9 protein-coding genes and 2 pseudogenes are annotated in these 13,967 nt (G+C 39.4%); 2 read left to right on the top strand and 9 right to left on the bottom strand.

Features of this window, described 5'->3' with window-relative positions; all coding sequences use genetic code 11:
* Positions 1-5 precede the first annotated feature (5 nt).
* The 8 genes and pseudogenes from QFZ28_RS29385 to QFZ28_RS29350 form a co-directional block, all read right to left on the bottom strand.
* On the bottom strand, positions 6-1,040 hold the full coding sequence (locus QFZ28_RS29385) for a zinc-dependent alcohol dehydrogenase family protein (RefSeq protein WP_307198116.1): 1,035 nt from the start codon (positions 1,038-1,040) through the stop codon (positions 6-8).
* Positions 1,041-1,077: 37 nt separating this feature from the next.
* Positions 1,078-2,049: a sugar phosphate isomerase/epimerase family protein gene (locus QFZ28_RS29380; protein WP_307198115.1), complete on the bottom strand. Its 972-nt coding sequence runs from the start codon at positions 2,047-2,049 to the stop codon at positions 1,078-1,080.
* A complete protein-coding gene (locus QFZ28_RS29375; protein ID WP_307198114.1) occupies positions 2,046-3,224 on the bottom strand; it encodes a Gfo/Idh/MocA family protein in 1,179 nt (392 codons plus the stop codon). Before QFZ28_RS29375 ends, QFZ28_RS29380 begins: the two co-directional genes overlap by 4 nt.
* Positions 3,225-3,349: 125 nt before the next feature.
* On the bottom strand, positions 3,350-4,330 hold the full coding sequence (locus QFZ28_RS29370) for an ABC transporter permease (RefSeq protein WP_307198113.1): 981 nt from the start codon (positions 4,328-4,330) through the stop codon (positions 3,350-3,352).
* Positions 4,311-5,807 (bottom strand): sugar ABC transporter ATP-binding protein, encoded by a 1,497-nt coding sequence (locus tag QFZ28_RS29365; protein ID WP_307198112.1) that lies wholly within the window; start codon positions 5,805-5,807, stop codon positions 4,311-4,313. Before QFZ28_RS29365 ends, QFZ28_RS29370 begins: the two co-directional genes overlap by 20 nt.
* A 58-nt stretch (positions 5,808-5,865) precedes the next feature.
* Positions 5,866-7,038 carry a substrate-binding domain-containing protein gene (locus tag QFZ28_RS29360; RefSeq protein WP_307198111.1) on the bottom strand — a complete coding sequence of 391 codons (1,173 nt, stop codon included), beginning with the start codon at positions 7,036-7,038 and terminating at the stop codon, positions 5,866-5,868.
* Between the two features lie 208 nt (positions 7,039-7,246).
* A pseudogene (locus QFZ28_RS29355) lies at positions 7,247-8,243 on the bottom strand (LacI family DNA-binding transcriptional regulator).
* Positions 8,244-8,443: 200 nt separating this feature from the next.
* Complete coding sequence (locus QFZ28_RS29350) at positions 8,444-9,160, bottom strand: LytR/AlgR family response regulator transcription factor (protein ID WP_307198110.1); 717 nt, start codon at positions 9,158-9,160, stop codon at positions 8,444-8,446.
* Between the two features lie 190 nt (positions 9,161-9,350).
* Here QFZ28_RS29350 and QFZ28_RS29345 point away from each other — a divergent pair, with 190 nt between their 5' ends.
* Positions 9,351-11,915: a substrate-binding domain-containing protein gene (locus tag QFZ28_RS29345; RefSeq protein WP_307198109.1), complete on the top strand. Its 2,565-nt coding sequence runs from the start codon at positions 9,351-9,353 to the stop codon at positions 11,913-11,915.
* Positions 11,916-12,224: 309 nt separating this feature from the next.
* Here the strand turns inward: QFZ28_RS29345 and tnpC are convergent.
* Positions 12,225-13,378: pseudogene (tnpC, locus tag QFZ28_RS29335) on the bottom strand (IS66 family transposase); the annotation flags it as partial.
* 312 nt (positions 13,379-13,690) lie between these two features.
* Between tnpC and QFZ28_RS29330 the strand changes: the two are divergent.
* On the top strand, positions 13,691-13,921 hold the full coding sequence (locus QFZ28_RS29330; protein ID WP_307198178.1) for a recombinase family protein: 231 nt from the start codon (positions 13,691-13,693) through the stop codon (positions 13,919-13,921).
* Positions 13,922-13,967: the final 46 nt, after the last annotated feature.

Genomic DNA, 13,967 nt, shown 5'->3' with positions numbered 1-13,967 from the left:
GGTGATTATTCCCAAACAAATACTGCTTTTTCTGTTTTTCTTTCATCAAACATTTGGAATGCAGTTTCCGCTTCTTCCAATTTAAATTGGTGAGTAACTAATTTTTCAACAGGGAGATTTTTTCTGACAATAAACTCAGCAATCTCATCGAACTCTTGAATTGGGAAGTACCATGAACCCATCACCGAAATTTGTTTACGAATTAACTGCTGACTAGGCTTAATCGTTGTCTCTTTGCTTTCGCCGATAAAGGCCACACGTCCATGTGCTCTCACACAATCTAATGCATCATTTTCAGCATACGGGCTTCCGGAGCAATCGATCGCTGCGTCTGCACCGGCACCATTTGTAATACGGGCAATTTCTTCTTGAACATTCATCGTTTTCCCATTGATGGTGTAATCTGCACCTAATTCCTTCGCAAGCTCCAAGCGCTCATCCAGCATGTCAACCGCGATAACCGTTGCACCTAATCCTTTAGCAATCATCACACCGGCACCGCCCATAGGGCCCATTCCAAAAATGACAAGATAGTCTCTGCCGGAAATCCCTAATCTCTTTTGTGCGTGATACAGGGTCCCTACTGCATCTGTTGAAACGGCAGCTGTTACAAAGCTCATGCTATCCGGAAGTCTCATGCAGTTTTCAGCAGGAACTACCATATACTCAGCGTCGCCGCCATGAGAGTCAAAACCAATGCACTTAAATTCCTTACAGAACATTTTGTATCCGCTCTTACAATGAGCACATTCACCGCAGCCTAATGCTAAGTAAACAGCAACCCGGTCACCCGGCTTGAAATTAGATACACCATTACCTACTCCTGTAATAACACCAGCCGGCTCATGTCCAGGAACCGTGCATCCGCATTTTGTTCCTTCAAAAACAGATGTTCCATAGTACAAGCTCATATCACTGCGGCAAATAGCAGACGCCTTTAATTGAATGAGTACTTCTCCTTGTCCTGGTGTTGGGATTTCAACCTGACGAATTTCTACCTTTTTGTCTCCTGGAAAAAATACAGCTTGCATTGTTGTCATCGTACTGCCTCCAATAAGTTAGTTTGAATCACAAAAATTAAGCCCACCACATATCAGTTACTTGTTCCTTAAACATGGCGCCTTTTAATAGAGATATCGCTTTCTTTAATCCCTCGTCCGTTGAAGCCAGCATGTCTTCATGTTCAATGGAAATGACATAATCATAACCAACCGCTCTTAAGGCACTCACAATGTCTTTCCACATTTTTTCATCCGAGCCATATCCTACAGATCTAAATGTCCATGAACGGTCTAAAATTTCGCTGTAATGCTTTGTATCTAAAACACCATTCACACTAATATTGGTTTGATCTAAATAAGTATCTTTCGCATGAAAATGGAAAATCGCTTTTTCACGGCCAAGGTTTTTAATCGCCTCGACCGGGTTAATTCCTTGCCAGATTAGGTGGCTTGGATCAAAGTTGGCGCCAATATTTTCTCCGGCATGCTCCCTTAACTTCAGTAATGTTTCTGGATTATAGACCACGAATCCGGGATGCATTTCAAAAGCAATTTGATTAATGCCGTGCTGTTTTGCGAATTTCGCTTCCTCTTTCCAATAAGGAATCACGACTTCGTTCCATTGCCAGTTCAACACGTCTAAATATTCCGGCGGCCATGAACATGTAACCCAATTTGGATTCTTGCTGCTTAGATGATCACCCGGACAGCCGGAAAAACCATTGATAACAGGAACTTCTAAATGTTCTGCCAGTAATACTGTTTTTCGCCAAACGTCATGTGACTCTTTGGCTATTGTTACATTCGGATGCAGCGGATTCCCGTGGCAGCTTAAACCACTGATGGTTATTCCCCTTGTTTCAAGCGCTCGCAGGAATGCTCTGGTTTTTTCAGGTGAGGCAAGTAATTCATCCGGATTACAGTGATGGTTGCCGGGATAATTTCCTGTCCCCAATTCAACGGCCTCAACACCCATGCCTGCTAGTTTATCCAGCATTTCTTCAAATGGCAGATTCTGATACAGCGGGGTAAATACACCTAGTTTCATGAAAGTACCTTCTTTCCTGCAGAAACCTTTACCCATTTCTGCTGCTGGCTGCTTTCCAAGATGGCGTCTGTAATACACATCGAAACGTGTCCATCTTCAAATGTAGCAAATTTAGGCTTATCTGTTTTCAGGCTCTTGTTATCGCGAATAAAAGAGTAGAAATTCAACATCATATTTTTCAATGCATCCGGCCAGCCTTCATTGTGTCCGCCTGGGTGGTGAATCGCAGACCTTGCATCTGCCGTAAACAGGGAAGGATCCGCTAACAGAAGTTCATTTGCTCGATCACGATGACCAATCCATAGCTTTTCAGGTTCCTCTTGGTTCCAGAAAACAGAGCTATTGCTTCCATTAATTTCAAAGCTTAATCTATTTTTCCGTCCGGCACTTACTTGAGATACGGTAAAGACTCCTCTTGATCCATCTTCAAAACGAACAAGAACGGATGCATAATCTTCTGTATTAATTGGAACATCTTCATATTCCATATCTTCTATAGTCTGTGCCCCAAAAGTAGCTACGTTTCCTGTAGGCTTCTTTCTTACTGGAACAACAGTTGCTAAATCAGCAAATACTTCCACAATCTTTTTGCCTGTTACAAATTGGACTGTATCACACCAATGGGACCCAATATCCGCTACCGCCCGTGATTTTCCGCCTACTTCCGGCGCTAAACGCCAGTTATAATCTGTTTCATACAATAACCAATCCTGCAGGTAGCTTCCGTGTACCAAATTCACTTTTCCAAGGTCACTTTTTGCAATCATCGCTTGTAAGTTTTGGACACTGGCATGCTGTCTGTAATTGAAGTTCACCGCATGGACAACGCCGTGTTTTTCTGCTAACTCTAGCAATTCCGCTGATTCTTTACTATTCATTGCCAGCGGTTTCTCTGATACGACATGCTTTCCTGCTAAAATGATCTCTTTATTAATTGCAAAGTGAAGGTGATTTGGTGTGCAATTGTGCACGACCTTAAATTCGGGGTCCTGGAGCATTTCACGATAATCACCATACGCCTTTGGGATTCCAAGCTCCGCTGCCTTTTTTTCAGCTATTTCTTGACTAGTTTCCGCCAAACCAACTACTTCTACAAAGCCAAGTCTTCTGATGGCTTCAATATGTGTTGGCCCGATAAAACCGGTACCAATGATACCAACTTTAATCTTCTCCACTTCGTTTCCTCCTGTACATAAGTTTTCTCATGTTGCAGTATTGTACTTTTTAAGAGTGTTACCTCATGCCATTGATTCTTTTTTAAAACTAATTGAGCATGAGGTAACTCTAATTTTATAAAAACCTATCGCTTCATCGCTTTCTTACCAAATGCCACAGCCAAGATGATGATAATTCCTTTAATAATCATTTGCTGGCTGACATCCAGACCCATAATGATCAAACCGTTATTAATCGTACCAATCATCAAGGAACCTACAATCGTTCCGATGATCGTTCCTACACCGCCAAACAAGCTTGTTCCCCCAAGGATAACCGCAGCGATAACAGAAAGCTCATCCCCTTCACCGAAGGAAAAACGTCCTGCATTCATACGACCCGCGTAGAGAAGACCAGCTAAACCAGCCATTACACCCGTTCCAAGGAATACCATCAGCTTAATTTTCATTGTCTTCACACCTGAAAATCTTGCAGCGTTTTCATTTCCGCCTGTAGCAAGCACCTGACGGCCAAATGCTGTTTTACGAAGCAACACATGGGCGATAACCGTAAACACTAGAGTCCAAATAAGAAGAACCGGAATTGGACCAATGTCACCAGATCCAAAAATAAAGTTGAAATTTGCATCTACAATTGGAACTGGTGCTGTGTCTGTAATCCACATCGCAAAACCTTTAACCGCTCCCATTGTTCCCAATGTTACAAGGAAGGAAGGAATGGCTACCTTTGTAACAAGCAAACCATTGATTAAACCAACCACAAGTCCTGTACTTACACCGCCAATGAGTCCTCCCACAATGCCATAACCGGCTTGGATTGCCAATGCACCCACCAAGGAAGAAAGAGCGGCAATGGAGCCAACAGAAAGGTCAATTTCACCTGTACTGATTACAAATGTCATTGCCAACGCCATTAAGGAAATGGTAGCTGTTTGTCTAACAATATTTAACAAGTTTCCTGATGTTAAAAACCCTTCATCACTTAAGCTGATAGAAAAATAGATTAATACTCCTACGAAAGCGAAATAAACAATATAATTGCGCCATTCGAAGCCTTTCAATGCCGGAGCTGCCGGCTTTTGTATATTAGAAACCTTGGATTGCATATTGTAATTCCTCCTCTGTTTTAATCTCTTTGCGTGTCATCTCCTTCTTTATTTTCCCATCATGCATGACGACCACACGGTCACTCAAGGCAAGCAGTTCTGGGAGTTCAGAGGAGACCACAAGGATTGCCTTGCCAGTTTCGGCCATTTCTCGAATAATTTCAACGATTTCTGTTTTTGCACCAATATCCACACCAATGGTTGGTTCATCCAGCATGAGTACGGTAGGATCATTGGCCAGCCATTTGGCGAGAACGATTTTTTGCTGATTACCGCCTGATAACAATCTGGCTTGTTTAAAAATATTATCCGTTTTAATATTTAGCTTCCTTACAAAATCCTTACTAATTTCATTTGATTTTTTATTATCAATAAAAGTTCCTTTTTTAACCTTCGAAAGAATTGGAAGAATCATATTATCCTTGACACTATGTTCAAGGACCAATCCTTGCATCCGGCGATCCTCTGGAATCAAAGCTAGACCCGCATCGATTGCATTTCTGGCATTTTTAATGGATTGCTTCTGACCATTAACATAGATGTCTCCACTGTCAATTGGATCAATCCCAAAGAGACTTCGAAGCAATTCAGTCCTGCCGCTTCCCATCAACCCAGCAATTCCGACAATTTCGCCCGGTTGAATTCTAAGATTGATATCTTGAATCTTCCCCGCATTTAAGTTTTTCACTTCAAAAACTGGCTCTGCCTCACGGGAGTAATAACGTTCCTTCCATTCAAAGGCCTGGTCGAACTCCATGCCAACGATATGTTGAATGACCGTGTCAAGATTGGTTTCACTGCATGTTTCAGTTGTGATATACCGGCCATCACGTAATATTGTAATTCGGTCACATATTTCAAAGATCTCATCCATCCGGTGAGAAATATAGATGATGGAATATCCTTTTGCTTTCAATTTGTTAATAAAGCTAAATAATATTTCTGTTTCATTTTTGGTTAACGAAGAGGTTGGCTCGTCCATGATAAGTATTTTCGCTTCTTGGGAAAGTGCTTTGGCAATTTCCGTCATCTGCCAATATCCTACTCCTAGGTTTTGTACAATATCAGTTGGTTTAATATCTACGCCTAATTCTTCTAGCAATTTTTCCGTTTTCTTCTCACAATCCTTGTCATCGAGCAGCCCTAATGATGTCTTCTTCTCACGTGTAAGATAGATGTTTTGGGCAACAGTAAGGGTTGGAATTAAACTAAACTCTTGGAAAATCATCGATATATTGTTTTTTTGTGCTTCTTCATAACTCTTAATGGTTACAGGTTTTCCTTCAATCTGAATGTCACCGCTATCTGCTGTATACACACCTGTTAGAATTTTCATTAACGTGGATTTCCCGGCACCATTTCCCCCCATCAAGGCGTGAACTTCACCTTTTTTTACGGAGAAATTAACATCTTTTAATACGGGAATCCCGTTAAATGTTTTACAAATATTTTTCATTTTAAGAATAGGTTGTTCCATCCAAGTTCACCTTCTTTTCATGGTAGAGGCTGCTTTTCAAGCAACCCCTATCCTATTTTTATTTCATTGCATCTTGAACTGTTTTTGGTGCTTCTGTACCGTAGATAAGCTTCCAAGAATCTAATACATTATCTTTTGTTACTTTAATCGATGGCGAAGCAACATAAGCTGGTGCTTCCTTACCTAATAGTGCATAGCCGGAAAGAATCCCTTGTGCAACACCTTGGTCATATGGCAGCTGAGCTCCAAGCCCTTTTACGATTCCATCCTGTGCAATTGAAATTGCAACGTTTGTTCCCAAGTCAACAGTTGTTACAACAAGATCATTTTTGCCTGCAGTGCGGGCAGCTGCCATAACACCTTCAGCAGGTACATCCCATGGAGCAAAGATTCCATCAATGTCTTTATTTCTTGTAAGCATCGCAGAAGCTACTTTTTCAGCATCATTTGGACCCGTAATACCGCCTTTGTCTACAATTTCAATATTTGGATATTTTTCTTTGATTCTTGCTTCGAATGCATCAGAGCGGTTTTTTGTTACGAAGAAGTTTACATCGTGATACACAATACCAACTTTACCTTTTCCACCAAGTTTTTCAGCCAGAATGTCCGCTGCTGTTGCTCCGTTACCCGCGTTGTCACCAGATACAATACTGATGTAATCTTTTCCAGGGACAAGGCCTTCTGCAGCTCCATCCATAAATACTAATTTAACCCCTTGTGCAACTGCTTTTTTATAAGCCGGTGCTGTAGAAACGGCATCAACTGGAACTGAAATCATGATGTCAGGTTTTTTTGCTAAAACCGTTTCAATATCATTTACTTGCTTTTCTGCTTTAAACTGTGCATCTGTTACAGCAACTACTTTGATACCCATTTTCTTAAACGTATCCTGCATCGCACCAACTGCGGCATTCATATAGTCAGTACCAGAATAATGCATAACAATGGCTGCTTTATATTTTCCATCTTTAATCTTTTTTAGCTCTTCTTCCGTAAGCTGTAATGTCTTTGCTGAAACAGCTTGTTCACCGTTTGGACCTTTATCTTTAACTTCTAAGTCCGGAATTGCTGGATTGATCGTTAATGGACCTGAAGCTGTTTCTGAATAGTTTTCATTCTTTTTTGTCGTTTCTTGATCACCTGAAGTAGATTTATTGCCGCCGCATCCCGCCAGCACGATACTTAAAATCAATAACAATAATACCGAAAGTGAAAAACTCTTTTTCATTTGGTTAACCCCCACTATTTTAGTTATTTAGTTGAAGCTCGTTATTTTGTTGGCACCACCCTTACAATCTAAAGTGTGGCACCACCCCCTTTTCATAAATTGAAAGTTTAGTAAATTTTATCTAGTAATCGTTTACATTTAAGAGATAGAATAGGAATCTCATGGACTTCCAAAAAATGCAAAGGATTACATTTCTTATTAAAAATTTTTAAATAGTTCTGACAGACTCCCTTACAACCAACTGGTCAGCTAAGATAATTTGCTCGCGTTTGACTTCCTCTTTGTTGATGAGCTTCATCAGTAATTCCATCGCGTTCTCACCAATTTCGAATGCTGGCTGTGCAATCGTTGTAAGACCCGGTTCAAATATGGAGGAAAATTTTAGATTATCAAAACCTAGAACCGAAATATCCTCAGGAACCTTAAGACCCTTTGATTTAATCGCCTTAATCACTCCCATTGCCATATCATCGCTTGCAGCAAATATCGCTGTTGGGAGTTGGCCAAGAGCGAAAAACTTCATCATGAGATTAAAACCGCTATCAAATGAGAAGTCACCCTCCTGGACTAACACGGGGTCAACGATAAGGTTTTTCCTTGCCATCGCCTGATAAAATCCTTTGAGGCGGTCTCGGCTCAATACGATATCGAGAGGTCCAGTGATGCAGCCAATTCTTTCGTGTCCCAAATCGATTAAATATTCCGTTGCCTTTCTGGCACCGCTGATGTTATCAATCGAAACAGTTGGGATCGTGGAGCCTTCAATATATTCACATGCCAGCACCACCCGGAAAACTTCGGGCCACCTCTTCAACGGCTGCTGCATCCATTCTGGCGGTTAATAAAACCATTCCATCTGCTTTTTTTTGCTGCAGGATGTTTAAATACCCCTTTTCTCGTTCCACATCATTGCCTGTATCACCGAGTAAAACCTGATATCCTTTTGCGACAGCGACAGCTTCAATCCCCCTTAACACCTTTGAAAAAAAGGGATTTGTAATGTCAGGTACAACAACTAGGATCGTATTCGTTTCGAGCCTTCTTAGCTGGCGCGCTAAGAGATTAGGCTGATAATTCAATGCTTCAATCGCCTTTAACACTTTTTCCGTCGTTGTTTCCCTTACTGTTTCAGGCTTTGTTAAGACTCGAGATACTGTTGCAGTAGAAACATTAGCCTTTTTTGCTACATCGACAATCCCAACCATCATTGTTTTTTCCTTTCCTGTTTCTATACTTGGATTGTAATCGTTTACAAATTTTTCGTCTAATCGCCTTTAGACATGCTTTTTGTCCATTTGGCTGCTAGTTACTTTCATTCAGAAAGCCCTTTCATTCATTCGAACAAAAAAAGCATTTTTTTAAAAAAAATAAGACCCAGTAATTTTTCATTACTGAGCCTTACTTTTTACAACGATTTACATTTTTGTAATTCAACTAGCTTATGCTTAGAGACCCTTGCTGTTTCTTCGTAATTTTTAAAATGAGCTATATACGTTTGGCCAGCCACTTCAATTCTTGTTAAATACTGCAAATTGATAATAAAAGAACGATGAGAAACAACAAATCGAGAATCAAGGAGCTCATCGAGATTGGTTAAAGCCTCATATATTTCAATTTTTTTATCAATCGTATGAATGACGGACTTTCGGTCTGCTTTTTCAATAAAAATAATCTCGTCTAACGGAATAAAGGAATATTGATTTTGTTGCTTAATCATTAAATCCTTTTTGACAGGAACAGATGGCGTAACCGTGCCGGTTTTCTTCGAAAAGACTGCTGCCCGCTCTAAAGCGGAATAAAGCCTGTCTCGCTCAATCGGTTTCACAATGTAATCGATCGCATTCACCCCAAAGGCTTCCAGCGCGTATTCATCATGGCCTGTGATAAAAATAACCTGCAAGGTTGGCAGAATTTTTTTACACGATTTAACAGCTTCCATTCCGTTCATTAAAGGCATGTTAATATCAACTAACACGATGTCGGGCTTTTCCATCATTACCTTATTGATTAAATCCTCACCATTTACTGCTTCTCCGACAATTTGATAGTTCGGAACAGATTTAATCAGATGCTTTAACAATTTTCTAGATGGTGCATTGTCCTCTGCAATCAAAACTTTCATAAATCATCCCTCATGTAATTAAGTTTGGTTTAAACTATATCACATAACGTATTAACTAGATAATATGTGAAAAAATGAAATAAATGGCTTCTTATTTTTTAGTTAGTAGGCAATCTAACTGTTTACAGTATAAGACAGTACATCCGGCTTAGGTAGTTTTTTCGAATCGAAAGGGAATGGTGGAGAAAAAATGGAAATCTTTTATAAAGATAATTTATATAAGGAAGTTCTTCGGACCATGTCCGAATGTGTAATGATTCTTGAAAAGTCGGGGAAAATGGTTGCCCTAAATGAAAATGTAGAAAAAATACTGGGGATTAAATCAGAGTTCTTAACTGAATCCAGCTTGATGCAACTAGAATATGTAAATGAAGACGGATCACCGTTACCCTATTCTCAGTTACCAGGAATAATAACACTTAAGGATGGTATTCCTTTCCATGATTTCATATTAGGTATTAACGACGGGAATAAGGAACCTAAATGGATCTCAGTCAATTCAACGCCTCTTAAAATTTGTGAAAATGAAGAACAGGCTGCCCTTGTTACCATTTCTGATATCACCGAACGAAAAAACATGGAAAATGCCTTAGTTCAAGCTAAAGAAGAGGCAGAAAAAGCAAATATGGCTAAATCCGACTTTCTGTCTAAAATGAGTCATGAACTCCGTACACCATTGAATGGAATCCTTGGTTTTGCACAGCTATTAGAAATTGAAGAAACCTTAAATGATGATCAGCGTGATTTTGTCCAAGAGATTTTAAGTGGAGGGAGACATTTATTAAGTTTAATTAATGATATTTTAGATTTATCAAGAATAGAAACGGGCCAGATAAAAGTGTCGATCGAAGAGATTGATCTTCTGACGATTATCAATGAATGTATCAATATAGTGCAGCCGCAGGCCAACATGAAGAGAATCAGTATACATAACCAATTGGATCAATGGCAAAACATATTTGTTCTTGCCGATCCCATTCGTCTTAAACAAATCTTTCTTAATCTTCTCGATAATGCGATCAAATATAATCGGGAAGGCGGCAAAGTTATGATCTTCTCTTATTTGAAAGGAAACGAGCAGATCATTCATGTTGCGGATACAGGGATCGGACTTTCAGTTGAAGAATATCAAAAGGTATTTGTTCCCTTTTACCGAATTGAAGGGACACAAGAAGAAGGTACAGGTATTGGATTGTCTTTAGTAAAACAGCTCGTCCAGCTAATGGGGGGCAAAATTAGTGTAACGAGCCAAAAAGGAATAGGTAGTGATTTTTTCTTTAGTCTGCCGCTTCCAAATGAATTAAAGGCGGTCATGAGATGGGGTGAAGAGGTTGGACTTACTGAGAAAAATATCCGTAAGGAAGATGACTACCGTTTGTTATATATTGAAGATAACGAGTCGAACTTGAACTTAGTAAGGAAAATCATGAAATCCCAGCCTTCTTATACACTTTTATCAGCCCGTACTGGAAAAGAAGGATTAGAAATGGCTGCGAATGAAAAAGTGGACTTGGTTCTGCTTGATCTAAACCTTCCCGATATCCACGGCTACGAAATATTTGATAGGTTAAAAACAATAAAACAAACTAAAGATATTGCAGTAATTGCTGTAAGTGCCAATGCGCTTCCGCAGGATATTCAATATACATTAGACAAGGGGTTTGATAATTATGTAACAAAACCCTTTAATGTTAGAGAGTTTTTGACCATCATAATAGAAACGCTGAATAGTACGATTAACCAAAATATTCCCATTGATGAAATTTTAAGCACAGGGCCGCATGGAGAGGAAGCTGTTTCAGCCAAAACACTCCAGTTATCTTTAAAAGACCTGAAAAAGCTTAAGGAAAAGAATTATAAGGCAGCTATTGCGATGCATTATACAGAAAATGACTTTTCAACTGCGATCATCCGTGGTTTGAAAGATACTTTTGAAAAAATGGGTATTGAAGTTGTGGCTGTTACGGATGCACAATTTAAGCCTGAAAAACAAATTTCAGATATCGAAATTATCATGGCTAAAAAACCAGATGTTATCGTTAGTTTACCGGTTGATCCAGTGGCAACTGCTCCCGCTTTTAAAAAGGCTGCAGAAGCAGGAATCAAACTAATTTTTATGGATAGCATGCCTGAAGGATTAGAATTTGGTAAAGATTATGTAAGCGTTGTTTCATCTGATAACTATGGAAATGGTATATTTGCCGCCGAGATCATGGGTAAAGAACTTATAGGGAAAGGTAAGATTGGTGTTATTTTCCACAATGTTGATTTCTTTGTAAATAATCAGCGTGTAGAAGCATTCGAAACTACGATTAAAGAAAAATATCCCAATATTAAAATTGTTGCACGTTCTGGAATAACCACCCCATACGATGCGGAAAAAGCAGCCTCTGGTATGTTAGCAAAAAATCCAGATTTAGATGGTATTTTTGCCATTTGGGATGAACCCGCGGAAAGAGCACTAGCTGCAGCACGTAAAGCAGGGAAAACTGATATAGTCATTTCTACAGTTGATTTGGGAAGTAATGCGGCATATCAAATTGCTTCTGGAGGAAATGTAAAAGGTCTTGGAGCCCAATTACCTTATGAAAATGGAGTTGCTCAAGCAATTATTGCGGGATATTCATTACTTGGTAAGGAAGTAGCTCCTTTCTATGTTGTACCAGCGATGAAAGTAACAAAAGAAAATGTCTTAAAGGTTTGGAAACTGGCTTATCGTCAAGATGCTCCATATGCCATTCAAAAGTACTTTTAATTAGCTTGATTATACCGGTAACAAGAGTATCAACCCCAATATTACCGTATAAAAAGGAGAGGCCGGATTCATGTTGAAGCCGGCCTCTTTTTAGTCGAATAGACCTCTTATTTACGACCTCTTTTTCTCTCAGATTTCAGGCTTCATGAACAACTCATAAAAACTGTTTTCACTAAAAACCTAAAAACCTTCTACAAAATCCGGGGGGGACGTAAGCCCGAATTATAAAAAATAAGCGCACCTTTCCGGTACACATTACAAATAGCCGTACATCCTGATTTTTTTAATCGAATATACGGCTTATATCATTTATTTGCTACATTCTGCTTGAATCATTTTTGACCAGGGCATGTATTGATCTAATATTTCAGGGGTTTGATGGATGCCGAGATTCGGTAGATCCGTCAAAAGTTTCTTTATGTATTCATAGAAATCAACGTCGTTACTTTTGGCTGTTTCTGCGATACTCAAACAGATGGCGTTCGCTTTTGCACCAGCCTCACTGACCGAAAAAAGCCAGTTTTTTCTACCCAAAACGTTGGGACGAATGGCATTTTCGGCTGGATTATTGTCAATTTCAATGCGCCCATCATTCAAGAATGCTTTGAGTCCATTTGCCCTGTTCAATGTATATTCAGCGGCCTTCGCGAGGGCATTTTTTCCGTAGAATGGTGACGTTTCAACCCATTCAAGGAATTTTTCTACAATTGGCTTCGAGTATTTTTGGCGTTTTTTTCTTCGCTTACTCGGAGATAAATGTTTAAATTTCCTTTCGAGTTGGTATAAATCGTCACAATAGCTCACACCAATTCGACCATTTTTGCTGTCCGCTTTCAGCCAATAACGACGAACATGCGCCCAACAATTTGCGAAGGTAACGCTTTCCAACTTATTATAGGCAGAATAACCATCACAAATAATCGTTCCAGAATAGCCTTCAATGAAACTTTCAAGGACAGATCGAGCCCGCTTTGAAACAGAGTAATTGTTGGCCCTTGGCTTGGCACACTTCGATACACCCAATTATAGGCATTGGTTTGACCAGATTTCCCATCGGATCGGTTGATAATTTGTCCATATGTTTCATCGACATGTAAAATCGATTTATCCATCATCAAATGCTTCATTCGTAGGTAAATAGGCAATAGCCAATCGTGTGATGCACGAATGACCCAATTCGAAAGGTTCTTATCATTGGTATTAAGGCCATAACGATCCCATTCCTTTACCTGACGGTAAAGTGGTAAGTATTGTGAAAATTTATCATACATTACTTTGGCAAGTACGCTAGGACTTGCCATGCTACGTTGAATAGGAGGCTGTGGTGCTTTACCACGTTTAATTTGCGCCTTTTGAAAGGTATCGCCTTTGCAAATTTTACATTTATAAGCGTGTTCAATATGTTGAACTTTCTTCATTTTTGCAGGAATAAATTCTGCTTCTTCACGTACGATTGTACTGCCATACCAATCTGTATGGTTTACCGGGAAAATTATTATTAGTATGGAAAAACAACCGAAATTTATACTTCACTAATAACAACTATAAGTAGAGCTAATATGACACTAACTCAAACAAATTTAAGAACTGAAATTTTGGTTAATACTAGTCCTATAAGCCCACCAACATCTCAATACAGTTTTACTAATGGTGGTGAACGTGTAATGAGATGTGCTATTTATGCTCGTGTATCGACAGAATATGATTCGCAAAAAACGTCCATTGATAATCAAATAGATATGTTTCGAAATTATGCAATCTAACGAGATTGGGAAATCGTTAAGGTGTATACTGATAAAAAATCGCAAACTAAGGGTAATCACCCTGGTTTAAAAGCTTTAATTGAAGATGGTAAGGCTGGATTACACGATGTTATCTTAGCGAAAGAGTTATCAAGATTTGCTCGTAATGGACGATTATCCTATGAGTTCACCAAACAAAAGGGGTTATCGATCGTCCTTGAAAATAAAAAAACACCACACTGGATGAATGGCGTTCCGATGTAGTTCAGAAATAGTTCCGAACATTATCCTAAAATTAAAACCCCTCGAC

It is taken from the genome of Neobacillus niacini (assembly GCF_030817695.1).
Classification (GTDB): domain Bacteria; phylum Bacillota; class Bacilli; order Bacillales; family Cytobacillaceae; genus Neobacillus; species Neobacillus niacini_F.
This window is presented reverse-complemented; position numbering and strand designations above follow the sequence as displayed.

Excerpts from the sequence above, each read along its gene's own strand:
- QFZ28_RS29385 (WP_307198116.1), bottom strand. The coding sequence starts at position 1,040 with ATGACAACAATGCAAGCTGTATTTTTTCCAGGAGACAAAAAGGTAGAA.
- QFZ28_RS29380 (WP_307198115.1), bottom strand. The coding sequence starts at position 2,049 with ATGAAACTAGGTGTATTTACCCCGCTGTATCAGAATCTGCCATTTGAA.
- QFZ28_RS29370 (WP_307198113.1), bottom strand. The coding sequence starts at position 4,330 with ATGCAATCCAAGGTTTCTAATATACAAAAGCCGGCAGCTCCGGCATTG.
- QFZ28_RS29365 (WP_307198112.1), bottom strand. The coding sequence starts at position 5,807 with ATGGAACAACCTATTCTTAAAATGAAAAATATTTGTAAAACATTTAAC.
- QFZ28_RS29360 (WP_307198111.1), bottom strand. The coding sequence starts at position 7,038 with ATGAAAAAGAGTTTTTCACTTTCGGTATTATTGTTATTGATTTTAAGT.
- QFZ28_RS29350 (WP_307198110.1), bottom strand. The coding sequence starts at position 9,160 with ATGAAAGTTTTGATTGCAGAGGACAATGCACCATCTAGAAAATTGTTA.
- QFZ28_RS29345 (WP_307198109.1), top strand. The coding sequence starts at position 9,351 with ATGGAAATCTTTTATAAAGATAATTTATATAAGGAAGTTCTTCGGACC.